The sequence below is a fragment of the Haloprofundus salilacus genome, assembly GCF_020150815.1.
Classification (GTDB): Archaea; Halobacteriota; Halobacteria; order Halobacteriales; family Haloferacaceae; genus Haloprofundus; species Haloprofundus salilacus.
On the sequence record NZ_CP083723.1, the window covers coordinates 1,336,726 to 1,359,227 of the forward strand.

The following is a 22,502-nucleotide window of genomic DNA, read 5'->3' on the forward strand; positions in this document are numbered from 1 at the left end:
TCGCCGTTTCCCTCGCAGTCGCCGCGGCGCCGACTCGGCGCTCGGGTTCACTCGTACGCCTCCCGCAGTTCGGCGTCTACCTCCCAGATGGGACCGCCTTCGCCCTGCAGAAGCCTGACGCTAGCCCACCACAGCGAGATCTGCGTGTCGAACAGCGCGTACGCCGGCTGCGCCGGGCCGAGTCGCTCCGCCGACCCCAGCGCGACAACGGTCAGAAGAAGCGCCGGAATCGCGAGTGCGAGCGGACCACCGAACGCCGCCAGTGCGAGCGTGAAGAGGACGATGCCGCCGGCCAGCGCCCACGGCGAAATCACCATGAAACACCAGTTGAACGGGAGGACGACCCAGCCGTACAGTCCGTGGTTGAACAGCGCGTCACGGTTGCGCGAGAGCAGACGGATGAGGCCCATCGCGCGGCGGTCCTTCTGCTTTCGTCGCTTTCGGAACGCCGAGTGCGACGCCTCCATGTACTGTATCGCCGGGTCGAAGACGACTCGGCCCCCGTTCTTGCGGATCTTCAGCGCCAACTCCGTGTCGTCGGCGATGGAGTCCTCGTCGATAGGGACGATAGCGTCGCGCTCGAACGCCGAGAACGGGCCGTGGAAGATGAGCGTCGAGTCGAGATGCGACTCCAGCGTCTGAATCCGCGCCTGAACGTCGCGGTACCCCTCCTCGACCTCGCTGCCGCCGAGCACGTCGACGTTGCGGCCGGTCACGCCCTGCACCTCGGGGTCGGCGAGGTTCGCCACTGCCTCGCGGAGCGCGTCGGGCGCGATTTTCGAGTCGCAGTCGGTCTTGACGACTACCTCATTCGTCGCCGCCGCGTACGCCTCGTTGAGCGCGATTGCCAGTCCGCGGCGCTCCTCCTCGCGCAATAGCGTCAGCGTCGGCGCGTCGCGCTCATCGAAGAACGCCTCGACGAGTTCGGGCGTCGCGTCGTCGCTCGAATCGACGACGACGACTTCGACTTTCTCCATCGGGTAGTCGAGCGACAGGATATCTTCGAGTTTGTTCTCGACGATTCGCTCCTCGTTGTACGTCGGGAGGATGACGCTGACCGTCGGTTCTCTCGGGCGCTTCTCGGCGGGCGACCCCTCCGGTCGGACGAGTCCCAACAGTAGCAGGAACAGCGCGTACGGCAGACCGGCGAGGAAGAACAACAAGCCGGAGAGCCGGGCGAGACGCTTCATAGCTGCCGATATCCGACGCGGCGACAAAAATCCCCGCGATGTGGTTTTCGAACTCGGTCGCCGACGCCGAAACAGGAGGAAGCGTTTTTATACGACCCTCACACAGGTCATCTCGAAATGGACCGTGCCGACGTCTGTGTGCTCATTCCGACGTACGACGAGGCCGAGACTATCGGCGAGGTCGTCGACGGATACCGCGCGGAGGGGTTTTCCGACATCCTCGTCATCGACGGCAACTCGACGGACGGCACGCGCGACATCGCCCGCCAGTGCGGTGCGCGCGTCGAGACGCAGACGGGGACGGGAAAGGGGCAAGCGATCCGCGAGGCGATGCAGTACATCGACGCGCCGTACGTGCTGATGGCCGACGGCGACGGAACGAACCCGCCGAGCGACGCCGCTGCGATGCTCGAACCGCTCAACCGCGGCTACGAGCACGTCGTCGGCAACCGCTTCGCCGACATGCGCTCGGGCGCGATGACGAGGTTGAACAAACTCGGTAACCGCATCGTCAACCGCGCGTTCGCCTACATCCACGGGGAGAACTTCGTCGACATCCTCAGCGGTTACCGCGCGTTCACTCGCGAGTCGTTCGAGCGACTCAACCTCACCGCCGACGGCTTCGGCATTGAGACCGAAATGTCTATCGAGTGTGCGAAGCGGAACGTGCCGACGGCGGTCGTACCGGTTACCTACCACCCCCGGCCGGACGGGTCGGACACGAACCTCCGCCCGTTCCGCGACGGCAGCGTCATCTTCCTCGAACTGTACCGCCGCGCGAAGACGAACAACCCGCTGTTTTACTTCGGCAGCATCGGTACGCTCTCGACGCTCACCGGCGTCGTCATGGCCTTTTACGTCGCTTTCGAGTGGTTCGTCCCGCCCCGGACCTCCCACGAGGTCATCGCCCTCGGCGCGGCCGCGGGCATCCTCTTTGGCGTCCAACTGCTCATCTTCGGCGTGCTGGCGGACATGATTCTTACCTTCCACCGCGAACAGCTCCGCCGAATCGAGGAACTCGACGACGGGGAGTCGGACGCGTCGCCGGCTAAGCGAACGCAGAAACAGAGACGGTAACGGGTCCCTCAGAACGGAACCAGCGCGCGGAGGCGACCGAAGACGCTCTTGCCGACGGCCGCCCGTTCCTCCTCGAACACCGGGTGGAGTTTGTCGAGGAGTTCCATCTTGTTCTCGAAGCGGTCCTGGTGTACCCGGCTAAGCGCCTCCGAGAGCGAGAGCGTGTTCCCCGACGCGTCGCAGGGGATCTCGGTGGCGTCGATTGACTCGACGAGTTCGTCGCTCGTCGCCGGGAACTCTACTCCAGCGTTCGAGAGCCGCGCGTCGAGAGCGGCGATGCCGAACTCGATCTGGTCTGGTTCGGAGTCATCGCGTTGTGGGGGCCGCGCTGCCATTGAGCGCTGTTGGGACTCGAAGGACAAAAACCCCGGCGACAGTCAGCGTCTTTATCCGACCGCCGTCCCTGATGGTGCGTATGACGGAGTACACGACCGTCTCCATTCCGAAGGAACTCGCCGAACGCGTCGACGAGACCATCGAAGGGACGAGTTTCTCCAGTACGAGCGACCTCGTCCGGTTCCTGCTCCGGAGTATCGTCATCCAACACCAGCGACAGGGCCAACTCACCGAGGCCGAGTTCGAGGAGATCGCCGACCAACTGACCGACCTCGGTTATCTAAAATAGCGCCGCGTCCTCTCGCGTCTCGCCTCTCTCCGCGGACGCGACGGTTCTGTTTCTCGCGTGGCTCGGTCCCCGCGCCTCACGTCAACGACTCTTTCGGCGGTTCGCCGTCGAGAATCGACAGTTCGAGTCGCGTCCCCGTCCGGTCGAACGCCGCGAGCGACTCGTCCTCCCAGGGTGGGACGGCGACGAGCACGACCCCGGCGAGGTCGTCGCGCTTCGTCACTTCGAGCTTCCCCTGTGGATGGCTGATAAACCGTGCGCGACCCCGACCCGCGGGCGTCGCGAGGTCGACGCCGAAGATGGCGTTGACCGACCGGCCGGCGTCGGGCAGGTAGAAATGCGTCAGCACGGGCGTCTCGGGCGCCAGTCCGAGGTTCGCCTCGAACTCGTCGGCGGGCGTTGTCGCCAACACGACGTTCGTCCGTTCCGGTTCGGCGTCCTCGGCGAGGTCCAAGAGCACCTCGACCAACCCGCGGGTTACGTAGACCACGCGCGGGCGTTCTGGGTGCGGTGGTATAACCTCGTTGACTCGACGCGGGCGGTCGCTCGGGGTCGCTGTCCCGGTGTCAACCGGAGACCATCATCTTCAGCGTCTTGCCGTACAGCGACGGCGTCCGCCTCCGCGAGTTCTCCAGCGCGTCGGCGAGCGCGCCACGGGCGTTTTCGTGGAGGCCCGCTCCGTGACCCACGAGAATCCGCTCGGGATTGAAACTCGACAGCGGACGCGTCGGCGGGAACAGACGAATCATCGGATGGACGCCGAGGCGTTCGCCCTCGGCGAGGAAGAACGGGGCCGTTCCGAGCGACTCGGGGACGACGAGCGTCCCGCTGGACTCGTCGTACAGGCCGACCTCCTGCCATGGTGGCACCGTTGAGTCGCGGACGGTGAGCGCCCGAACGCCGGTGTCGCCGAGTTCGCGGCCGAACCGCTCTACGTCGGCGTTCAGTTTCTTCGCGACGCCGCTCATCCAGTCGGGGACGTACACCGAGACGCCGTGTCGGCATGCGAGCGTTGCGGCGTCGCGTTTGTGGCGGTCGAGACCGACGACGACGCCGGCCACGTCGCCGAGGTCATCGAGCAGGTCGTCGACGCCGTCGGCGTCCACGGGGTCGACGACCCACACATCGCCGTCGAGCTCCAGCGCGTGACTCGCCCGCTGCATCTCCTCGTGGGGGTGAGCGATCCACCCGACGCCGTGGTCCCACCGGTCTATCTCGCGGAGGTCCTCGCGGCCGCCTTTCATCGGCATGGTTTCTCGTTGGGGCGGAAGACGGATAAATGACGCTCCGAGGAGGCGTCGTCGGCTCGCTCGGCCGCTGTCTTCGGCTTTCGGGTCGCTCCAGAATCGCTCCGGGATCGCTCCAAGATCGCTCCGGGACAACTCCGGGGCCTCGTTGTTACCGAGCAGAACGTTCAAGTTCGACTGTCGATTTTCTCATCTATGGTCAATCTCCGACGGCTGAAGCCGCTCGTCGCCGGGTTGCTCGGGTTGACCGTCACCGGTCTCGGACATATCTACCTGCGACGGTGGCGGCGCGCGGCGGCGTGGCTACTTCTCGTCATCGTCGTCGGGCAGGTGTTCGTCTCCCCGGAGACGCTCGACTTCGTCAACGCGTCGTTCGCGCAGGGCGGACTGTTCGCGCCCCCGCAGACGCCGATTCCGTCGGCGGTGCTCGAAGAGTTGCTTTTGCTCTCGGTCGTCGCCACGGCGAGCGCCGTCGACGCGTACCTCGTCGGCGTTCGGTCGCTGAGAGACGCCGAAGCCGAGGCAGGAACCGGGACCTCGGCCGCCGACGCTGTCGGCGCTACCGCCGCGGATTCGACCGCCGACGCGACGGTGAACTGCCCCAACTGCGGCAAGGAGTTCGAGGCCGGGATGGAGTTCTGCCCGTGGTGCGCCGAGCGAGTCGCCGTCGCCGACGACGAGAACTGACCGAGACTCCCGAGTCGCCGGCGATAGACAGAAGGTATAAGCGCCGCGTTCGACGAGTCAAACCGAGCGATGGGTGACACCGAGACGACGGACAGACCGACGCGCGACGCCATCATGAAGGCAACGTTCACCGCGCTGACCAAGCACGGCTACGCCGGCCTGACGATGCAGAAAATCGCCGACGAGTTCGACAAGAGCAAGTCGCTTCTGCACTACCACTACGACACCAAAGACGAACTGCTCGTCGCGCTGCTCGACTACATGCTGGCACAACTCGACGAGCGCCTCGCGCTTGACGAGGAGTCAGACCCGCTGGACCGCCTGACGACGCTTGTCGACATGCTACTGTTCGGTCCTGACCGCGAGGCGCACAAGGCGTTTCAGACGACGCTCTTGGAACTTCGGGCACAGGCGCCTCACAACGAGGCGTTCCGCGAGCAGTTGGCGACCAACGACGCCGCCATCCACGACCTGTTCGTCGACATCGTCGCCGACGGCGTCGAACAGGGGACGTTCCGCGAGGTCGACCCCGACGCCGTCGCGACGCTCGTGCTCTCGGCGCTGCAGGGCGCGCGCGTCCGCTGGGTGACGCTCGACGAGGACGACGCGCCCGACGAACTCCGCGACGCGCTCTTTCAGTATCTCATCGACGAACTCCGTCCCGAGGACGACGCGTAGTCGCTTTCGGCGACGGTCTCTCTCGGCGTCCGCCCCTGACGTTCGCTCCTCGACGCGTTCCGATTCGGCGACGCCCTCTTGACGCCCACGAGCGTACCGTCAGTCCATGCTGGTCGGTCTCGCACACCTCGGGCTGGAAGTGAAGTACCTCGACCGCGCGCGGTCGTTCTACGGCGACCGCCTCGGTCTCGATCCAGAGCGCGCCTCAGAGCGGACGCTCGTCTACCCCGTCGGTCCCGTCGACCTGCGAATTTGCCGTCCGACGGGCGTCCCGCGCGGCGGACTCCACACCCACTTCGCGTTCTCGGCGCCCGGCGAGGAGTACGACCGGTGGCTGGACCGCCTCGCGGAGTTACAGCCCGAGGAGGTGCAGTTCGGGTCGTACCGGTCGCTGTACGTCGACGACCCCGACGACCACTGCGTCGAGATCGGCGGCACCGACGGCGAGGGGGGTGGGGATGACGCTTCCGCCGCCGCCGACGCTTCCCCGCCGTCGCTGACGGGTATCTTCGAGGTCGTCCTCGAAGTGACCGACCTCGACGCCGCGGAGCGACGGTACGCCGAACTCGGCTTCGAGGAGGTCGACCGCGGCGACGACCGGCGGCGTGTTCGCCTCCGTGGACCGGCCGAGCCTCGCGAAGACTCGCCTTATCGCCCATTCGACCTCGAACTGTGGGAACCGCAGTTGGGACTCGCCGACGCGCGCGGCGGCGTCCACGTGGAGTTGGGTCTCGCCGTCGACGACCCCCAAGCGACCGCGGCGACGTTCTCCGAGTTCGCCTGTGAGTCACTGGCCACCGACGCCGCCGATGAGCGACGACTCCGCGATCCAGACGGGCACGTGCTGACGTTCGTCCCTGCCGACACCGACGCGTCGTTCGGGTGACGAACCGGGACCGACGCGTAGCCAGTCGGTTCTGCCGCGGTCCGCGGACGTAAGGGCGAGGGGCCTGAATCCCCGTTCCATGCCCGAGTACCGCAAGGTGTCCGTGGAGTCGGTGCCGAACACGCCGAACCCGACACGCGAGAAGAAGGAGATAGACGAGGCGGTCGGCGCGACCGAGTTCGGTTTCAACGTCTTCACCGCCGAACCGGGCGAGCAGATCCCGTGGGGGTACCATCGCCATCCCGATCACGAGGAACTGTTCTACGTGCTCTCGGGCGAACTCCGCGTCGAGACGCCCGACGGCGAGTTCCGGGTTGGGACGGACGAGGCGTTCTTCGTTCCGAGAGGCGCGCCGAACCGCGCCGTCGCCGCGGGTGAGGAACCCTGCAGATTCGTCGCCGTCGGCGCGCCGAAAGACGCCGACGGCGCGGTTATCGAGGAGGAGTGTCCGGCCTGCGGCGACGCGACCGACCGAACGTACGAGGCGGTCGAAGACGCTGGGCGGACGGTGTACGTCCTCTCCTGTGCGGAGTGCGGCGTCGAGACGCGGCGCTTCGAGTGAGTGTCGCGCCCCGCTACCCGTCCGTCACGTCTCGCCACCTGCTTGTCGCGTTTCTCACCGCAGTCGGTCCGTGTCGATGTCGACGCCCGGCGGACTGACGACGAGGAACTTCCGGAAGTGCATCAGTTGGCCTCCCATGTCCTTGACCTCGCGGGCGAACCCGGCAGCGAGTTTGTTTAGGTCGCCGTGTACTGACAACACCAGCACGTTTCCTTCTCTGACATTTCGGACCCACTCGGCCGGTTCGGTCGACCCGTCGAGAACGCCGAGAACCACGTCGCCGCGGATCTCGGCGTTCTCGATGTGGGATTCGGCGTTTCGCAGGTCGAGGTCGAACTCGCTCATACTGCGCCACTTGCGCGAGGGTGAGAAAAATCCTCGCCTTCTCCGTGCGCCTCGCTCTCACTCCCGGGCGCGCTCGGCTCCGATTCTCTGTGACCGATCGGTCACCTGCGTCGCCAACTGGAGTCCCGTTCCGAACGAGTGTCCAGTTTTCGTCACTCGTCGTGACGATCCGCGCGCGACTCGTTAGCACGGTGATCTGCCACCGTTTTCGGTCCGTTTCGCGTGACGCTCGCCTGTAGCTCCCCTCCAACTCTACTGTTGAATATAAGGACACCCAATGAATAATAGGACGTTGCTGTCGTACGATTCGATGATCGTTCACGAACGTTCGTGTCCCCCTCGCCGCACTGCGAATCTGTCGGAGGGACAGGTTTATATATGTGGTCACCCCGAGCACGGGACACGATGTCTCACAATGACACGGAGGACACGTCGGATACCCCGGCGGGTCGAGTTCTTCGACGGCACACTGAACTGCGAATCTGAAATCGAGACGGTACGACTGTTCGACACCACCCTGCGCGACGGCGAGCAGTCGCCGCGTACCTCGTTCAGCTACGACGACAAGCGGGAGATTGCGTCGATTCTCGACGCGATGGGCACTCACGTCGTCGAGGCTGGGTTCCCTGTCAACTCCGACGCGGAGTTCGAGGCGGTCCGCGACATCGCGGCCGCGACGGAGACGACGACCTGCGGGCTCGCCCGCGTCGTCGACGGCGACGTGGAAGCCGCGCTGGACGCCGGTGTCGACATGGTCCACGTGTTCGTCAGCACCAGTGACGTACAGCTACAGGACTCGATGCACGCCTCCCGCAATGAGGCGGTCGAGCGAGCGGTCGCATCGGTCGAACGAGTGAAGGAGGCGGGCGTCGACGCGATGTTCTCGCCGATGGACGCCACGCGGACCGACGAGGCGTTCCTCTACGAGATCATCGAGGCCGTCACCGAGGCGGACGTCGACTGGATCAACGTCCCCGACACGTGTGGGGTGGCGACGCCGACGCGCTTCGGCGACCTCATCGGATCCATCAAAGAGCACACCGACGCGCGCATCGACGTCCACACACACGACGACTTCGGCCTCGCCAGCGCCAACGCGATGGCGGGGTTCGAGGCGGGCGCGACGCAGGCGCAGGTGTCGGTCAACGGCATCGGCGAACGCGCCGGCAACGCCGCCTTTGAGGAGGTCGTCATGGCCGCCGAGAGTATCTACGGCGTCGACACCGGCGTCGACACCACGCGCATCACCGAACTCTCCCGCATCGTCGAGGAGAAGTCGGACATCCCGGTGCCGGCGAACAAACCGGTTGTCGGACGGAACGCCTTCTCGCACGAGAGCGGCATCCACGCAGCGGGCGTCATCGAGAACGCCGACACCTTCGAACCCGGCGTGATGACGCCGGAGATGGTCGGCGCGAAACGCGAGTTCGTGCTGGGCAAACACACCGGCACGCACTCGGTCCGGAAACGACTGGAGGACGCGGGCTACTCGCCGACGGACGCCGAAGTCCGCCAGATAACCCGCCGCATCAAGGACTACGGCGCGGACGGCGGCCGCGTCACGATGAGCGTGCTGGAACAGTTCGCCCGCGACACGGGCGTCGAGGAACCGGAGGAGGTCCAGGCCTGATGTTCCGGCGCGGCGTCGCAGGCTCCGGCGAGCCACGGGTGTACCACTCGGCGACGAACCGTGCGCCCGGGACAGCTTGCGTTCCCACCTCGCTCCGCGGGGTCTGGACACCATCCCGCCACGGGGTCCGAGCACCCTCCCGTGCGAGAGCGACTCGTCCGGGCAACGTTTGCACGGCACGAAAGGGTTTTTACCGACCGGCGATAGCAGGTGAACGAGATGCGACAGTCAGTCACGCGCCGCATGTCCGCGACGGCCCCCGAGCCGTCGCCCCGCGGCGACAGCACTGTCGTCCGGTCGCTCATTATTGTAGGGGCCGCCTAGCCCCTCACCACCCCCTCTTCCGACCCCGTTTCGCACCGTTTTCGAGAAGGAGCCGCGCGGTCACCGCGTGCGCTCCGCGACACCGAGCCACACGCACACCACCGATGCGACCGTACCGACCACCCACACACGACCGAGACCGAAGAGGAAGCACAGCATGAGCGAACAACAGACCGCCGCGACGACCGACGAGACGACGGACGCGGCGACGGAGACCGACGGGAAACGGACGCCGGTCACCACCGGCGCGTCGTCGGTCGTTCGCGCGCTCGAAAACGCGGGCGTCGAAGCCGCGTTCGGCGTGCAGGGCGGGGCCATCATGCCCATCTACGACGCGCTGTACGACTCCGACATCCACCACGTAACGATGGCCCACGAACAGGGGGCGGCGCACGCCGCCGACGCCTATGGCGTCGTCCGGGGCGACCCCGGCGTCTGTCTGGCCACGTCAGGCCCAGGCGCGACGAACCTCGTCACCGGTATCGCCGACGCCGACATGGATTCGGACGCCATGCTCGCGCTGACGGGACAGGTCCCGTCGACGATGGTCGGCTCCGACGCGTTCCAGGAGACCGACACCACCGGCGTCACCGCGCCCATCACGAAGCACAACTACTTCGCGAGCGACGCCGACACCGTCGGCGACACGGTGGGCGAGGCGTTCGCGCTCGCCGCGGAGGGACGACCGGGACCGACGCTGGTCGACCTGCCGAAGGACACGACAATGGCCGAGACTGATCGCGAACCCGGTCCGGCCAAACCCCCCGAGACGACGACGCCGCCGACGGACGCCGAGATTGAATCGGTGAAGACGGCCGCCCGCGCCATCGAGCGCGCGGAGAAACCGTTGCTGCTGTTCGGCGGCGGCGTCGTCAAGGCGAATGCGACCGAAGAAGCCCGAGCGTTTGCCGTCGACAACGGCATTCCCGTCGTCACGACGATGCCCGCCATCGGGTCGATGCCCGAGGACCACGAGCTCTGCCTGTCGTGGGCAGGGATGCACGGCACCGGTTACGCGAACATGGCGGTCACGCACTGCGACCTGCTCGTCGCCGTCGGCTGCCGGTTCGACGACCGACTCACCGGCGGCGTCGACACCTTCGCCCCCGAGGCCGAGGTCGTCCACGTCGACGTCGACGAGGCCGAAATCTCGAAGAACGTCCACGCGGACTACCCGGTCGTCGGCGACGCGAAAGCCGTCCTCGAACAGTTTGCCGACGAAGTCGGCCAGTCGCCGGACGCCCGCGAGTGGCGACAGCAGTGTCAGACGTGGAAGGAGGAGTACCCGCTGGCGTACGAGACGCCCGAAGACAAACCGCTGAAACCGCAGTTCGTCGTCGAGGCGCTCGACGAGGCGACCCCCGACGACACCATCGTCACCACGGGCGTCGGCCAGCACCAGATGTGGGCCGCGCAGTTCTGGACGTTCACGAACCCGCGGACGTGGGTCTCCTCGCACGGTCTCGGCACGATGGGCTACGGTCTCCCCGCGGCCATCGGCGCGAAACTCGCCGCGCCGGACAGAGACGTGGTCTGCGTCGACGGCGACGGCTCCTTTTTGATGACGATTCAGGAGCTGTCGGTCGCCGTCCGCGAGGAACTCGACATCACCGTCGCCGTCCTGAACAACGAGTACATCGGGATGGTCCGGCAGTGGCAGGACGCCTTCTTCGACGGCCGCCGGATGGCCGCCGAGTACGACTGGTGTCCCGACTTCGCCAAACTCGCGGAGGCGTTCGGCGCGCGCGGCTTCAGCGCCGAGAACTACGACGAGGCCGCCGACGCCATCGAGGGCGCGCTGGCCTACAACGGGCCGTCTGTGATCGACTTCCGAATCGATCCGACGGAGAACGTCTACCCGATGGTCGCAAGCGGCGGCGCAAACGGCAAGTTCGCCCTCTCGGAGGACCAGCTATGAGCGGCGACGAATCGGCCGACGCCCCCGGGTACGAGTTCGACGGACCCGGCATGCCGGGTCCCGCGCCCGACGAGAGACCGCACCCCGACGGTCGACGCAACGCCCACGGCGTCCGCATCGATCCGGAGGTTGAAGCTGAACCACGCTACCGAACGGCCGTCGTCTCCGCGCTGGTCGAACACGAACCGGGCGTGCTCTCGCGCGTCTCGGGGCTATTCTCCCGGCGGCAGTTCAACATCGAGAGCCTCACCGTCGGCAAGACGACGGTCGACGGCCACGCGCGAATCACGCTCGTCGTCGAGGAGACCGACGCCGGCATCGACCAGGTAAAAAAGCAACTGGGGAAGCTCAAACCCGTCATCCAGGTGGGCGAACTCGACGGCGACGCCGTGCGCGCCGAACTCGTCCTCCTGAAAGTACGGGGCGACGAACCCGACAAGGTCCACGCCATCACTCAGATGTACGAGGGCGAGACGCTGGACGCCGGGCCGCGAACCATCACGGTCCAGATAACGGGCGACCAGCAGAAGATAGACGACGCCGTCGACGCGTTCCGGCAGTTCGGCATCATCGAGATCGCGCGGACGGGCCAGACGGCGCTCGCCCGCGGCGACACGCCGACGACGCCCGGCGAGGAACCTGGCCACTCCACCGAACCCAAGAATTCGACGTACCGCGACGAAACCGACGCGGAAGACAACTGACACACCAACCATGACAGACGAACTCAACGCGACGATCTACTACGACGACGACGCGGACGCAACGCACCTCGACGACAAGACGGTAGCCGTCCTCGGCTACGGCAGCCAGGGCCACGCCCACGCGCAGAACCTCGCCGACAGCGGCGTCAACGTGGTCGTCGGTCTGCGCGAGGGCTCCTCGTCCCGCGCGGTGGCGGAGGACGACGGACTGGAGGTGGAGACGCCGGTAGAGGCGGCCGCCGCCGCCGACGTCATCTCCGTACTGGTTCCCGACACGGTCCAGCCGGCGGTGTACGAGGTCATCGAGGACGAACTCGAACCCGGCGACACGCTCCAGTTCGCCCACGGCTTCAACATCCACTACAACCAGATTCAGCCGTCGGAGGAGATCGACGTGACGATGGTCGCGCCGAAGTCGCCGGGCCACCTCGTCCGCCGTAACTACCAGGCCAACCAGGGGACGCCGGGTCTCGTCGCGGTCTACCAGGATACGACGGGCGAGGCGAAAGGCGAGGCGCTGGCGTACGCGAAAGCCATCGGTTGCACGCGCGCGGGCGTCGTCGAGACGACGTTCCGCGAGGAGACCGAAACCGACCTGTTCGGCGAGCAGGCCGTCCTCTGCGGCGGCGTCACCTCGCTCGTGAAGACGGGCTACGAGACGCTTGTCGACGCGGGCTACAGCCCCGAGATGGCGTACTTCGAGTGCCTGAACGAGCTGAAACTCATCGTCGACCTCATGTACGAAGGTGGGCTCGGCGGAATGTGGGACTCGGTCTCCGACACCGCCGAGTTCGGCGGACTGACCCGCGGCGACGCGATCGTCGACGACCACGCCCGCGAGCGGATGGAGGAGGTGCTCGAACAGGTCCAGAACGGCACGTTCGCCCGCGAGTGGATCGTCGAGAACCAGGCCGGACGGCCGAGCTACCAGCAACTGCGCGAGGCCGAGAAGAGCCACGACATCGAGGCGGTCGGCGAGGAGCTTCGGGGCCTGTTCGCGTGGGCGGAGGAATCGAGCGAGACGACCGACGAGGACGAAGACGAGAAATCGCGGGTGAAAGCATGAGCGAACGAAACCGACGAGACCGACGAGAAGTGAACGACGAAGACGAGAAAACGACGATGGCCGCCGTGAGCCACACCCATCCGCACACGAGTGAGACGTTCGGCGCGGTGTTCCAGCGCGGGCCGGCGATGGCCGACGGCGGTGAGCGAAGTGAGCGCGCCCGACGCGGAACGATGCGCGACGTGGACCACACGCCCCGACACGGTGAGGACGTGTCGGAAGTGTGGGCGCGCGGGGGCAACGAACGGCAAGCAGTACGCGACGATAGAGAGAGTACGGGTGCATCGGTAGATGAGTGAGGGAACGCTGTACGACGAGGTGTGGGACCGCCACGCCATCGCGGAGTTGCCGACCGGACAGACACAGTTGTTCGTCGGTCTCCACCTCATCCACGAGGTGACGAGTCCGCAGGCGTTCGGCATGCTGCGCGAGCGCGACATGGAGGTCGCCTACCCCGAACTCACCCACGCGACGGTCGACCACATCGTCCCTACGGCGGATCAGTCGCGCCCGTACGGCGACGACGCCGCCGAGGAGATGATGGCCGAACTAGAGGAGAACGTCCGCGAGGCGGGTATCGACTTTTCGGACCCGACTAGCGGCAATCAGGGCATCGTCCACGTCATCGGACCGGAGCAGGGCATCACACAGCCCGGCAAGACCATCGTCTGCGGCGACAGCCACACCTCGACGCACGGCGCGTTCGGGGCGCTCGCGTTCGGCATCGGCACGAGCCAGATTCGCGACGTGCTCGCGACAGGCTGCGTCGCCATGGAGAAACAGAAGGTGCGCAAAATCGAGGTCACTGGCGAACTCGCCGAGGGCGTCGAAGCCAAGGACGTCATCCTCGAAGTCATCCGCCGACTCGGTACCGACGGCGGTGTCGGTTACGTGTACGAGTACGCCGGAGAGGCGGTCGAGCGCCTCGACATGGAGGGCCGGATGAGCATCTGCAACATGTCCATCGAAGGCGGCGCGCGCGCGGGCTACGTCAACCCCGACGAGACCACCTACGAGTGGCTCGCGGAGACCGACGAGTTCGCGGACGACCCCGAGCGATTCGAGGAACTCAAACCGTACTGGAAGTCGATTCGCTCCGACGACGATGCCGAGTACGACGACGTGGTCGTCGTCGACGGCGACGAACTCGAACCGGTCGTCACGTGGGGCACCACCCCCGGGCAGGGCGTCGGCGTCACCCAGCCGATTCCCGCCCCCGAGGAACTCCCCGAGGAGAAGCGCGAGACCGCCAGAATGTCGCAGGAGCATATGGGCGTCGAACCCGGCGACACGATGGAAGGCTACGAGATCGACGTGGCGTTCCTCGGGTCGTGTACGAACGCCCGACTGCCCGACCTGCGCCGCGCGGCGAAAATCGTTGAAGGACAGCAGGTTCACCCGGACGTTCGCGCGATGGTCGTCCCCGGCAGCCAGCGCGTCCAGAAGCAGGCGGAGAAGGAGGAACTCGCCGACGTATTCCGCGAGGCTGGCTTCGACTGGCGCAACGCCGGGTGTTCAATGTGTCTCGGGATGAACGAGGACCAACTGGAGGGCGACGAAGCCTGTGCTTCCTCGTCGAACCGCAACTTCATCGGGCGACAGGGGAGCAAAGACGGCCGTACTGTCCTGATGAACCCGCAGATGGTCGCGGCAGCGGCGCTCGAAGGGAAAGTTACCGACGTGCGGAACCTCTCGGAGGTGACGACGGTATGAGTGCAGGTGAGGAAAACGCCGACGGACCGGCCGACACGGTCCGCCACGTCTCCGGCACCGGCGTCCCCGTCCGCGGCAACGACATCGACACCGACCAGATAATTCCGGCGCGGTTCATGAAGGTCGTCACGTTCGACGGTCTCGGCCAGTTCTCCTTTTTCGACCAGCGGTTCGGCGACGACGACGAACCCAAGGAGCACCCGTTCAACGAGGACCGCTTCCGCGACTCCTCGGTGCTGGTCGTCAACGCCAACTTCGGCTGCGGGTCCTCCCGAGAACACGCCCCGCAGGCGTTGATGCGCTGGGGTATCGACGCCCTCGTCGGCGAGTCGTTCGCCGAAATCTTCGCGGGCAACTGCCTCGCGCTCGGCATCCCGACGGTCACCGCCGACTCGGAGACCGTCGCCGACCTGCAGGCGTGGATCGACGAGAACCCCGACGGCGACATCGACGTCAACGTCGAAAACGAGACGGTCACCTACGGCGACACCGTCGTCGACTTGGAGGTGGACGACGCCCAGCGGAAGGCGCTCGTCGAGGGCGTCTGGGACACCACCGCGCTGATGAAGTCGAACAGGAACGCGGTTCGGGAGACCGCCCAGTCGCTTCCGTACGTGGAGAGCGATGACTGAAGCGGCGAGCGCGCCGACCGAGGAGGGTCGACAATGACCGACGAAATCGTCGTCATCCCCGGCGACGGCATCGGTCAGGAGGTCGTTCCGGCGGCCGTACGCGTGCTCGAGGAGGTCGGCGAGTTCGAGTTTGTCGAAGCCGAGGCGGGCGACCGGGTGAAAGAGGAGACAGGCGAGGCCCTGCCCCGAGAAACGTACGACCTCGTCGCCTCCGCGGACGCGACGCTGTTCGGCGCGGCGGGCGAGACGGCCGCGGACGTCATCCTCCCGCTTCGGAGAGCGGTCCACTCGTTCGTCAACGTCCGCCCGGCGAAGGCGTACCCCGGCGTCGACGCGCTCCGATCGGAGACGGACCTCGTCTTCCTCAGAGAGAACACCGAGGGGGTCTACGCAGGTCACGAGGACCGCCTCTCGGACGACCTATCGACGCTCACCCGAGTCGTCACCGACTCTGCGTCGAGGCGACTCGCCAAGTACGCCTGCGAGTTCGTCTCCACCGACAACCACGACGGCTTCACTGTCGCACACAAGGCGAACGTGATGCGCGAGACCGACGGCCGGTTCCGCGAGGCCGTGCTCTCGGTCGCCGACGAGCGCGGCGTCGACACCGACGAGGTGTTGATGGACGCGTTCGCGACCCGCGTCTGTCTCGATCCGAAGCAGTTCGACGTGGTCGTTTGTCCCAACCTCGCGGGCGACGTGCTCTCGGACCTCGCGGCGGGTCTCGTCGGCGGTCTCGGCCTCCTGCCGTCAGCGAACGTCGGTCCCCAGCGCGCGCTCTTCGAACCGGTCCACGGCACCGCGCCCGACATCGCGGGTGAGGGCGTCGCCAACCCCTCAGCGACGCTCTTTTCGGCGGCGATGCTGCTCGAACACCTCGACCACGACGAAACCGGAGCGAACGTCCGGTCGGCCGTCGAAAGCGTCCTCGAAGACGGCCCGCGGACGCCGGACCTCGGCGGCGACGCGTCTACGGAGGACGTGACGGCCGCCGTCGTCGACCGGCTCTAAGCGCGGCGAGGTACCCGTCGTTTCTGTTCCGTCTCTCTCGGCGCCTCGTGAGTTCGGACTCTGTACTCCCGAGCGAGAATCCACATAAACAATTATGGCCGAAGAAAAACAGTCACAAACGGGAGGGACCTCGAGATGCTACCCGCGGAGCGAAAACGGAGAATCGTCGAACTAGTGACCGAGTCCGACGGACGGTCGGTCGAAGAGCTCGCGTCGACGCTGGAGTACTCGAAGGCGACGATACGCCGCGACCTACGCCAACTCGAACAGGAAGGGATGGTCGAGCGCTCCCACGGCGGGGCGGTCCCGGCGACGACGGTCGGCCGTGAGCAGACATACGGCCAGCGCGAGGTGCAGAACCTCGAGCAGAAGATCGCTATCGGCCGGCGGGCCGCCGAGGAACTCGTCGACGGGCAGGTGGCGTTCTTCGACGCCGGGACGACGACGATGGAGGTGGCGCGCCGGACGCCGCGGGACGGTTCGTTTCTGGCGGTGACGAACGCGCCGCGGTTGGCCGTCGAACTCGGCGAGTCCGAAACCGAGGTGAAACTCACCGGCGGCACGCTCCGAAAGCGGACCCGCGCGCTCGTCGGTCCGACGGCGGAGTCGTTCATGAACCGCATGAACTTCGACGTGCTCTTTCTAGGAACGAACGGCGTCTCGCCGGAGTCGGGGCTGACGACGCCGAACGAGGACGAAGCGCGGATGAAGGAACTGATGGTCGAGCGGGCCGAGCGGGTCGTCCTCGTCGCCGACGCGACGAAAGTCGGCAAGCGGAGTTTCGTGCAGTTCGCCGACCTCTCGGACGTGGACCTGTTCGTCACCGCGGGCGATATCCCGAACGAGGCTCGCGACGCGTTCGACGGGGCCGGACTCGCGCTGGAGGTGGTGTCCGCGTGATTCTCACGGTGACACCGAACCCCGCGCTGGACCACACGCTCACCGTCGACGAACCGCTGGAGCCCGAGCAGGTGACCCGCACCGACGCCGCGCGGTACGACCCCGGCGGAAAGGGAATCAACGTCTCGAAGTACCTTAACGCGCTGGAGACGGAGACGCTCGCGACGGGGTTTCTCGGCGACGCCTTCGGCGCGTTTCTCGAACGTCGGCTCCGCGACACCGATCTCGCGACCGACTTCGTCAAAATCGACGGCGTGACCCGACTCAACACGACGATTCTCGCGTCGAACGGCGAGTTCAAGGTGAACCAGAGCGGTCCCCGGGTGTCCGCGTCCTCCGTCGACGCCGCCGTCGACACCGTCGTCCGACACGACCCTGAGACGGTGGTCGTCGCCGGGAGTCTCCCGCCGGGGACGGGTTCGGAGACGGTCGACCGTATCGCCGACTCCGGCGCGTGGGACACCGTCGTCGACGTCGACGGACCGCTGCTTCGTCGGCTGAACGCCGACTACGCGCTCTGCAAGCCGAACCGCGAGGAACTCGCCGTCGCCGCCGACGCGCCGGTCGACACCGTCGAACAGTGTCTCGACGCGGCCGAGCGACTCCGAGACGGGCGGAACGGACGGTACGAACGCGTCGTCGCCTCCCTCGGCGGCGACGGGGCGATCCTCGTCTCCGACAACGGGGCGTACCACGCGTCGGCGCTGGATACGTCGGTCGTCGACACTGTCGGCGCGGGGGATGCGTTGCTGTCAGGCGTGCTGTCGGCGTTCGCTCGCGGTGCTTCCGAACCAGAGGCGATCAAAACCGGAATCGCCGTCGCGGCGGCGGTCGTCGCCGTCTCGGGAACCCGAGTTCCGACGTTCAAGGACGTTTCGGAGCGTATCGAACAGGTATCTCTCAGTCTGTTGTGAACGCCGTCGCGAGACGACGCTGTCGTCACGTAATTATATCGGAATAAAACGAAAACAAACGAACCTATCCGAAACTATTTTTGAACAGTTACAGTAACAATCGTGAGGGTAAGAGCCATGTCAGCACGAGATTCCACAGAACGCGCGCTTCGCTCGCACGTCACCTCGGTCAAAGAGGACCTGATGACCGGCGTATCGTTCATGATTCCGTTCGTCACCATCGGCGGCATCTTCCTGGCGCTGGGGTATGCCGTCGCGTCGTTGCCCGGGGGTGTGACCGTCGAAGGCGTCTTCGACGAGACCGGGTCAATAGGTTGGTTCCTCGCGCAAATCGGCAGCGCGGGTCTCACCATTATGGTGCCTATTCTGGGCGCGTACATCGCCTACGCCATCGCCGACAGGCCCGGGTTAGCGCCGGGATTCCTCCTGGCGTACATCATTCAGCAAGGAGAGGTTCTCGTCGCCGCGGGCAACGTTATCGGTCTCGGCGGTGGCGAAGCCGGTGCAGGCTACCTCGGCGCGCTGGTCGCCGGGTTCCTGGCGGGCTACGTCGCGCGGTGGTTCAAGCAGCGAGACGTGCCGGGGTTCATCGAACCGATGATGCCGGTGCTCATCATCCCGGTGGCGACGATGGCCGTGCTCGTGCCCGTCGTCATCTTCGTCCTCGGCGTCCCCGTCGCCATCGCCAACGCCGAGCTGACGGCGACGCTCGAAGGGCTCCAGGGGAGTCAGGCGCTGCTCGTCGGCGCGATTCTCGGCGCGATGATGGCGTTCGACATGGGCGGCCCGGTCAACAAGGTCGCCTACGTCTTTTCGGTGGGCCTCATCAGCGAGGGCATCTACGCGCCGATGGCCGCTGTAATGATTGCGGGGATGACCCCGCCGCTCGGACTCGCGCTGTCAAACTTCATCGCGCCGCAGAAGTACACCGCCGAAATGTACGAGAACGCCAAGAGCGCCGTGCCGCTCGGTCTCTCGTTCATCACCGAGGGGGCGATTCCGTACGCCGCGGCCGACCCGCTCCGGGTAATTCCGAGCATCATCGCCGGAAGCGCCGTCGCCGGTGCGGCGTCGATGGGTCTCGGCGTCACCGTCCGCGCGCCCCACGGCGGCATCTTCGTCGTCCCGCTGTCGAACAGCCCGCTGCTGTTCCTCGGCTGTATTGCGCTCGGCGCGCTCGTCACCGCAGTAATCGCGACGGCCATCAAGCCGGACTTCGAGACCACCGTCGCCGACGTTCGGCAGACGAGCGAGCAACTCGAAAAGAGTCCGCAGACCTCCGACTGACCAAAAATAAACTTTCACTGCGTACCGTACACACTACGATGGATCCAAACGACATCGACCGTCTGATTCCGGCCGAACTGATATCGTTGAACGACCCGCCGACGGAGAAGGAGGCGTGCATCGAGTACCTCCTCGATATTGTCGCCGATGCCGGGCGCGTCGAGAACAGAGACGCCGTGCTCGCGGCATTGCTCCAGCGAGAAGAGGAGACGACGACCGGCGTCGGCAAAGGAATCGGCATCCCGCATGCGAAAACCGACGCCGTCGGTCGGCCGTCGGTAGCGTTCACTCGGTCGGACGCGGGCGTCGACTTCGAGTCGATGGACGACGAACCGGCGCACCTCGTGTTCATGATTCTCGTCCCCGAGAGCGGCGGCGACGAACACCTCGCCATCCTGAGCAGCCTCTCGCGTTCGCTCATGCACGACGAGGTACGGGAGGGCCTCTACGACGCCGAGACGCCCGCGGAGGTCCAGTCGGTGATGAAGGAGGCGATGGCGTGATGGAGCGGACCGTTACTATCGTTCCGGAAGCGGGACTACACGCCCGTCCGGCCTCGCAGTTCGTGCAGGCGGCGAACGAGCACGACGCCGAGGTCACTATCGAAAAAGTCGGGTCCGACGGCGGGCCGGTGAACGCGGGGAGCATGCTCGCGGTGACGAGCCTCGGCGCGGCCCACAGCGACGAAGTGCGCCTCGTCGCGGAGGGCGACGACGCCGAGGCGGCGCTCGACGCGCTCGAAGAAGTTCTCTCGACGCCCGAGGCAGGGGACTCCGAGGAGTGACCGTGAGCGAACGAACACTCTCCGGCGTCGGCGCGACGCCGCTGTCGGGCGTCGGCAGCGTCGTCTGGTACCGGCCCGGCGAGGCGCTCGAACTCGACGACCCGCCGGAATCGGACGCCGTCGACCCGGCGGCCGAGCGCGAACGCTTCGAGGAGGCGAGAGACACCGCCCGCGAGGAGTTGGAGACCGAGCGCGAACGCGCCCGCGAGCGCGTCGGCGACGAGGAAGCCGCCGTCTTCGACGCCCACCTCCAGTTCCTCGACGACCCCCAGATTGGGGACGCCGTCGGCGACCAACTCGACGCCGGACTCCCCGCGGAACACGCCGTCCGCAAGGGCTTCGCTGGACCCATCGAGCAGTTCGAAGGGATGGAAGGTCGGATGACCGAACGCGCCGACGACCTCCGGGACATCCGCGACCGACTCGTCCGCCTACTCGTCGGCGGCGAGCGGACCGACCTCTCGGCGCTGCCCGAGGGGAGCGTCGTCTTCGCCGAGCGGCTCACCCCGAGCGACACGGCGCAACTCGACCCCGAGGTGGTCTCGGGGTTCGTCACCGCGACGGGCGGCCGAACGTCGCACGCCGCCATCTTCGCGCGGTCGCTCGCGCTTCCGGCGGTCGTCGGCGTCGGCGACGACTTGTTCGCCGTCGAGGAAGGCACGGCAGTCGTCGTCGACGGCGACACCGGTGACGTGATTCTCGACCCGACCGAGGAGACGCGCGCGGCGGCCGCCGACACCGATCGCGCCGAGGTTCGCCCCGAACCGGTCGCGACCAGCGACGGCGAACCCATCGAGGTCGCGGCGAACGTCGGCCAACCGGCCGAACTGGCGGGCGCGGTCGAGCAGGGGGCCGACGGTATCGGTCTCTACCGGACCGAGTTCCTCTTTCTTGAACGCGAGTCGCCGCCCGACGAGGACGAGCAGTACGAGGCGTACGTCGACGCACTCGACGCGTTTCCGGAGGGCCGCGTCGTCGTCCGGACGCTCGACGTCGGCGGCGACAAACCCATCCCGTACCTCGAACTCCCCGAGGAGGAGAACCCGTTCCTCGGCGAGCGCGGCGTTCGGCGCTCGCTCGGCGTCGACGCCGGCCTCTTCGAGACGCAACTGCGGGCGCTGCTGCGTGCGGCGGCCGACGGCGCAGGCGACCTCGCGGTGATGGTACCGATGGTCGCGACCGTCGAGGAGTTCGAGGAAGCGCGCGAGGCGCTCGACTCGGTTGCCGCCGACCTCGAGAGCGAGGGTGTCGCCCACGAGACTCCGGAGTTCGGCCTGATGATAGAGACGCCGTCGGCGGCGTTCATGGCCGACGAGTTCGCCGCCCGCACGGAGTTTCTGTCCATCGGGACGAACGACCTCACGCAGTACGTGATGGCCGCTTCACGGGGCAACGAGCGCGTCTCTGAACTGCACGACCCCCGACATCCGGCGGTGCTCCGCGCCATCGCGCGAACCGTCGAAGGCGCCGAAGGAACCGACGCGTGGGTCGGCATGTGCGGCGAGATGGCGGGAGATCCCGACCTCACCGAACTGCTCGTCGGCCTCGGCCTCGACGAACTGAGTATGAGTGCCGTCACGATTCCCGACGTGAAGGCGAACGTTGCGGAGACGGACGGAGAAGCGGCGTCGGCGCTCGCGGAGCGAACGCTCCGTGCTAGCACGAAACGTGAAGTAGAACAGCTGATAACTGACACAATAGAGAACACAAAATCATGAAACTCGTCGCAGTCACGTCCTGTCCGACCGGAATCGCACACAGTCAGATGGGCGCAGAGAACTTAGAACAGACCGCAGAACGCCTCGGCCACGACATCAAAGTCGAGATTCAAGGCGCGATGGGCGCAGAGAACGAACTCTCCGCGGAGCAGATTCACGAGGCCGACGCTGTCATCATCGCCGCCGACACCTCGGTCAACCGCGACCGTTTCGCGGAGAAACCGCTGGTGAAGGGAACGATCAAAGATGCCGTTAACGACCCAGAAGGGCTCATCGAGGAGGCGCAGACGGCCGCGGGCGTCGAGGAGAGCGGTACGGGCGACGGAGCAGCGGCCGCGGCCGGGAAATCCAACGTCGAGACCGCTGCCGCCTCCGACGAGGCGACCAGCGCCGGTGCGAGAGAGGAGAGCACCGTGGCGACGACCGACGGCCCGGACGACGCGGTGCAGGCGGACACGCCGAACCCGGACCAGATAGGCGGCGACCCGAACAAGGGGCTGTTCGCCCGTCTGAAGCGCCTGTTCTCCTGAGACGCGACTTTTTCCGTGAGTCGGTCGGGAGAGTTGTGGTTCGTCGCGAGCCTCCCCGACGACTCCACCGGGTC

The 22,502-nt window shown here is 66.5% G+C and carries 25 protein-coding genes and 1 pseudogene; 21 read left to right on the forward strand and 5 right to left on the reverse strand.

The annotated features are described in order from the left end of the window. Positions 1-47: 47 nt before the first annotated feature. Complete coding sequence (locus LAQ58_RS06800) at positions 48-1,190, reverse strand: glycosyltransferase (RefSeq protein WP_224449847.1); 1,143 nt, start codon at positions 1,188-1,190, stop codon at positions 48-50. A 117-nt stretch (positions 1,191-1,307) separates the two neighbouring features. Here LAQ58_RS06800 and aglJ point away from each other — a divergent pair, with 117 nt between their 5' ends. Further along, on the forward strand, positions 1,308-2,267 hold the full coding sequence (gene aglJ / locus LAQ58_RS06805; protein WP_224449848.1) for an S-layer glycoprotein N-glycosyltransferase AglJ: 960 nt from the start codon (positions 1,308-1,310) through the stop codon (positions 2,265-2,267). Between the two features lie 8 nt (positions 2,268-2,275). On the opposite strand, the gene LAQ58_RS06810 is transcribed toward aglJ, so the two are convergent. Next, positions 2,276-2,602 (reverse strand): hypothetical protein, encoded by a 327-nt coding sequence (locus tag LAQ58_RS06810; RefSeq protein ID WP_224449849.1) that lies wholly within the window; start codon positions 2,600-2,602, stop codon positions 2,276-2,278. Between the two features lie 80 nt (positions 2,603-2,682). On the opposite strand from LAQ58_RS06810, the gene LAQ58_RS06815 reads away from it, so the two are divergent. Then, positions 2,683-2,892, forward strand: coding sequence for a ribbon-helix-helix domain-containing protein (locus LAQ58_RS06815; RefSeq protein WP_224449850.1), 210 nt, complete (start codon positions 2,683-2,685; stop codon positions 2,890-2,892). Between the two features lie 76 nt (positions 2,893-2,968). On the opposite strand, the pseudogene LAQ58_RS06820 reads toward LAQ58_RS06815, so the two are convergent. Then, positions 2,969-3,397: pseudogene (locus LAQ58_RS06820) on the reverse strand (JAB/MPN domain protein-containing protein); the annotation flags it as partial. A gap of 61 nt (positions 3,398-3,458) precedes the next feature. Then, positions 3,459-4,142, reverse strand: a complete 684-nt coding sequence (locus LAQ58_RS06825; RefSeq protein WP_224449851.1) for a hypothetical protein — start codon at positions 4,140-4,142, stop codon at positions 3,459-3,461. 192 nt (positions 4,143-4,334) lie between these two features. On the opposite strand from LAQ58_RS06825, the gene LAQ58_RS06830 reads away from it, so the two are divergent. The 4 genes from LAQ58_RS06830 to LAQ58_RS06845 all read left to right on the forward strand — a co-directional run bounded on the left by LAQ58_RS06830 (position 4,335) and on the right by LAQ58_RS06845 (position 6,952). Beyond that, positions 4,335-4,826, forward strand: a complete 492-nt coding sequence (locus tag LAQ58_RS06830) for a zinc ribbon domain-containing protein (RefSeq protein ID WP_224449852.1) — start codon at positions 4,335-4,337, stop codon at positions 4,824-4,826. A gap of 69 nt (positions 4,827-4,895) precedes the next feature. After that, positions 4,896-5,504 carry a TetR/AcrR family transcriptional regulator gene (locus LAQ58_RS06835; protein WP_224449853.1) on the forward strand — a complete coding sequence of 203 codons (609 nt, stop codon included), beginning with the start codon at positions 4,896-4,898 and terminating at the stop codon, positions 5,502-5,504. Positions 5,505-5,610: 106 nt separating this feature from the next. Further along, complete coding sequence (locus LAQ58_RS06840; RefSeq protein ID WP_224449854.1) at positions 5,611-6,390, forward strand: VOC family protein; 780 nt, start codon at positions 5,611-5,613, stop codon at positions 6,388-6,390. Positions 6,391-6,469: 79 nt separating this feature from the next. Continuing rightward, the gene (locus LAQ58_RS06845) at positions 6,470-6,952 is read left to right on the forward strand and encodes a cupin domain-containing protein (protein WP_224449855.1); all 483 of its coding nucleotides are present in this window, start codon (positions 6,470-6,472) and stop codon (positions 6,950-6,952) included. Between the two features lie 54 nt (positions 6,953-7,006). Here the strand turns inward: LAQ58_RS06845 and LAQ58_RS06850 are convergent, their stop codons facing one another. Further along, complete coding sequence (locus LAQ58_RS06850) at positions 7,007-7,297, reverse strand: DUF5779 family protein (protein WP_224449856.1); 291 nt, start codon at positions 7,295-7,297, stop codon at positions 7,007-7,009. Positions 7,298-7,712: 415 nt separating this feature from the next. Between LAQ58_RS06850 and LAQ58_RS06855 the strand changes: the two genes are divergently transcribed. The 15 genes from LAQ58_RS06855 to LAQ58_RS06925 all read left to right on the forward strand — a co-directional run bounded on the left by LAQ58_RS06855 (position 7,713) and on the right by LAQ58_RS06925 (position 22,428). After that, complete coding sequence (locus LAQ58_RS06855; RefSeq protein WP_224449857.1) at positions 7,713-8,927, forward strand: LeuA family protein; 1,215 nt, start codon at positions 7,713-7,715, stop codon at positions 8,925-8,927. A gap of 481 nt (positions 8,928-9,408) precedes the next feature. After that, positions 9,409-11,169, forward strand: a complete 1,761-nt coding sequence (ilvB, locus tag LAQ58_RS06860) for a biosynthetic-type acetolactate synthase large subunit (RefSeq protein ID WP_224449858.1) — start codon at positions 9,409-9,411, stop codon at positions 11,167-11,169. Further along, positions 11,166-11,873 (forward strand): acetolactate synthase small subunit, encoded by a 708-nt coding sequence (gene ilvN, locus LAQ58_RS06865; protein ID WP_224449859.1) that lies wholly within the window; start codon positions 11,166-11,168, stop codon positions 11,871-11,873. The genes ilvB and ilvN overlap by 4 nt, the downstream gene beginning before the upstream one ends. 10 nt (positions 11,874-11,883) lie before the next feature. Beyond that, positions 11,884-12,939: a ketol-acid reductoisomerase gene (gene ilvC, locus LAQ58_RS06870; RefSeq protein ID WP_224449860.1), complete on the forward strand. Its 1,056-nt coding sequence runs from the start codon at positions 11,884-11,886 to the stop codon at positions 12,937-12,939. Further along, positions 12,936-13,238: a DUF7989 family protein gene (locus LAQ58_RS06875; protein ID WP_425490695.1), complete on the forward strand. Its 303-nt coding sequence runs from the start codon at positions 12,936-12,938 to the stop codon at positions 13,236-13,238. Before ilvC ends, LAQ58_RS06875 begins: the two co-directional genes overlap by 4 nt. Beyond that, the gene (gene leuC, locus LAQ58_RS06880; protein WP_224449861.1) at positions 13,231-14,652 is read left to right on the forward strand and encodes a 3-isopropylmalate dehydratase large subunit; all 1,422 of its coding nucleotides are present in this window, start codon (positions 13,231-13,233) and stop codon (positions 14,650-14,652) included. The genes LAQ58_RS06875 and leuC overlap by 8 nt, the downstream gene beginning before the upstream one ends. Next, on the forward strand, positions 14,649-15,284 hold the full coding sequence (gene leuD / locus LAQ58_RS06885) for a 3-isopropylmalate dehydratase small subunit (protein WP_224449862.1): 636 nt from the start codon (positions 14,649-14,651) through the stop codon (positions 15,282-15,284). Before leuC ends, leuD begins: the two co-directional genes overlap by 4 nt. 33 nt (positions 15,285-15,317) lie before the next feature. Next, positions 15,318-16,295, forward strand: coding sequence for a 3-isopropylmalate dehydrogenase (leuB, locus tag LAQ58_RS06890; protein ID WP_224449863.1), 978 nt, complete (start codon positions 15,318-15,320; stop codon positions 16,293-16,295). 135 nt (positions 16,296-16,430) lie between these two features. After that, on the forward strand, positions 16,431-17,195 hold the full coding sequence (glpR, locus tag LAQ58_RS06895; protein ID WP_224449864.1) for an HTH-type transcriptional regulator GlpR: 765 nt from the start codon (positions 16,431-16,433) through the stop codon (positions 17,193-17,195). Further along, complete coding sequence (pfkB, locus tag LAQ58_RS06900; protein ID WP_224449865.1) at positions 17,192-18,109, forward strand: 1-phosphofructokinase; 918 nt, start codon at positions 17,192-17,194, stop codon at positions 18,107-18,109. The genes glpR and pfkB overlap by 4 nt, the downstream gene beginning before the upstream one ends. Positions 18,110-18,226: 117 nt before the next feature. After that, positions 18,227-19,396: a PTS fructose transporter subunit IIC gene (locus tag LAQ58_RS06905; protein ID WP_224449866.1), complete on the forward strand. Its 1,170-nt coding sequence runs from the start codon at positions 18,227-18,229 to the stop codon at positions 19,394-19,396. 38 nt (positions 19,397-19,434) lie between these two features. Next, positions 19,435-19,899 carry a PTS sugar transporter subunit IIA gene (locus tag LAQ58_RS06910; protein ID WP_224449867.1) on the forward strand — a complete coding sequence of 155 codons (465 nt, stop codon included), beginning with the start codon at positions 19,435-19,437 and terminating at the stop codon, positions 19,897-19,899. Beyond that, a complete protein-coding gene (gene ptsH1 / locus LAQ58_RS06915) occupies positions 19,899-20,180 on the forward strand; it encodes a phosphocarrier protein HPr (protein ID WP_224449868.1) in 282 nt (93 codons plus the stop codon). Before LAQ58_RS06910 ends, ptsH1 begins: the two co-directional genes overlap by 1 nt. A 2-nt stretch (positions 20,181-20,182) precedes the next feature. After that, on the forward strand, positions 20,183-21,898 hold the full coding sequence (gene ptsP / locus LAQ58_RS06920) for a phosphoenolpyruvate--protein phosphotransferase (protein WP_224449869.1): 1,716 nt from the start codon (positions 20,183-20,185) through the stop codon (positions 21,896-21,898). Next, a complete protein-coding gene (locus LAQ58_RS06925) occupies positions 21,895-22,428 on the forward strand; it encodes a PTS fructose transporter subunit IIB (RefSeq protein ID WP_224449870.1) in 534 nt (177 codons plus the stop codon). Before ptsP ends, LAQ58_RS06925 begins: the two co-directional genes overlap by 4 nt. The last annotated feature ends 74 nt before the right edge of the window (positions 22,429-22,502 follow it).

Excerpts from the sequence above, each read along its gene's own strand:
- LAQ58_RS06800 (WP_224449847.1), bottom strand. The coding sequence starts at position 1,190 with ATGAAGCGTCTCGCCCGGCTCTCCGGCTTGTTGTTCTTCCTCGCCGGT.
- aglJ (WP_224449848.1), top strand. The coding sequence starts at position 1,308 with ATGGACCGTGCCGACGTCTGTGTGCTCATTCCGACGTACGACGAGGCC.
- LAQ58_RS06810 (WP_224449849.1), bottom strand. The coding sequence starts at position 2,602 with ATGGCAGCGCGGCCCCCACAACGCGATGACTCCGAACCAGACCAGATC.
- LAQ58_RS06815 (WP_224449850.1), top strand. The coding sequence starts at position 2,683 with ATGACGGAGTACACGACCGTCTCCATTCCGAAGGAACTCGCCGAACGC.
- LAQ58_RS06825 (WP_224449851.1), bottom strand. The coding sequence starts at position 4,142 with ATGCCGATGAAAGGCGGCCGCGAGGACCTCCGCGAGATAGACCGGTGG.
- LAQ58_RS06830 (WP_224449852.1), top strand. The coding sequence starts at position 4,335 with ATGGTCAATCTCCGACGGCTGAAGCCGCTCGTCGCCGGGTTGCTCGGG.
- LAQ58_RS06835 (WP_224449853.1), top strand. The coding sequence starts at position 4,896 with ATGGGTGACACCGAGACGACGGACAGACCGACGCGCGACGCCATCATG.
- LAQ58_RS06840 (WP_224449854.1), top strand. The coding sequence starts at position 5,611 with ATGCTGGTCGGTCTCGCACACCTCGGGCTGGAAGTGAAGTACCTCGAC.
- LAQ58_RS06845 (WP_224449855.1), top strand. The coding sequence starts at position 6,470 with ATGCCCGAGTACCGCAAGGTGTCCGTGGAGTCGGTGCCGAACACGCCG.
- LAQ58_RS06850 (WP_224449856.1), bottom strand. The coding sequence starts at position 7,297 with ATGAGCGAGTTCGACCTCGACCTGCGAAACGCCGAATCCCACATCGAG.
- LAQ58_RS06855 (WP_224449857.1), top strand. The coding sequence starts at position 7,713 with ATGACACGGAGGACACGTCGGATACCCCGGCGGGTCGAGTTCTTCGAC.
- ilvB (WP_224449858.1), top strand. The coding sequence starts at position 9,409 with ATGAGCGAACAACAGACCGCCGCGACGACCGACGAGACGACGGACGCG.
- ilvN (WP_224449859.1), top strand. The coding sequence starts at position 11,166 with ATGAGCGGCGACGAATCGGCCGACGCCCCCGGGTACGAGTTCGACGGA.
- ilvC (WP_224449860.1), top strand. The coding sequence starts at position 11,884 with ATGACAGACGAACTCAACGCGACGATCTACTACGACGACGACGCGGAC.
- LAQ58_RS06875 (WP_425490695.1), top strand. The coding sequence starts at position 12,936 with ATGAGCGAACGAAACCGACGAGACCGACGAGAAGTGAACGACGAAGAC.
- leuC (WP_224449861.1), top strand. The coding sequence starts at position 13,231 with ATGAGTGAGGGAACGCTGTACGACGAGGTGTGGGACCGCCACGCCATC.
- leuD (WP_224449862.1), top strand. The coding sequence starts at position 14,649 with ATGAGTGCAGGTGAGGAAAACGCCGACGGACCGGCCGACACGGTCCGC.
- leuB (WP_224449863.1), top strand. The coding sequence starts at position 15,318 with ATGACCGACGAAATCGTCGTCATCCCCGGCGACGGCATCGGTCAGGAG.
- glpR (WP_224449864.1), top strand. The coding sequence starts at position 16,431 with ATGCTACCCGCGGAGCGAAAACGGAGAATCGTCGAACTAGTGACCGAG.
- LAQ58_RS06905 (WP_224449866.1), top strand. The coding sequence starts at position 18,227 with ATGTCAGCACGAGATTCCACAGAACGCGCGCTTCGCTCGCACGTCACC.
- LAQ58_RS06910 (WP_224449867.1), top strand. The coding sequence starts at position 19,435 with ATGGATCCAAACGACATCGACCGTCTGATTCCGGCCGAACTGATATCG.
- ptsH1 (WP_224449868.1), top strand. The coding sequence starts at position 19,899 with ATGGAGCGGACCGTTACTATCGTTCCGGAAGCGGGACTACACGCCCGT.
- LAQ58_RS06925 (WP_224449870.1), top strand. The coding sequence starts at position 21,895 with ATGAAACTCGTCGCAGTCACGTCCTGTCCGACCGGAATCGCACACAGT.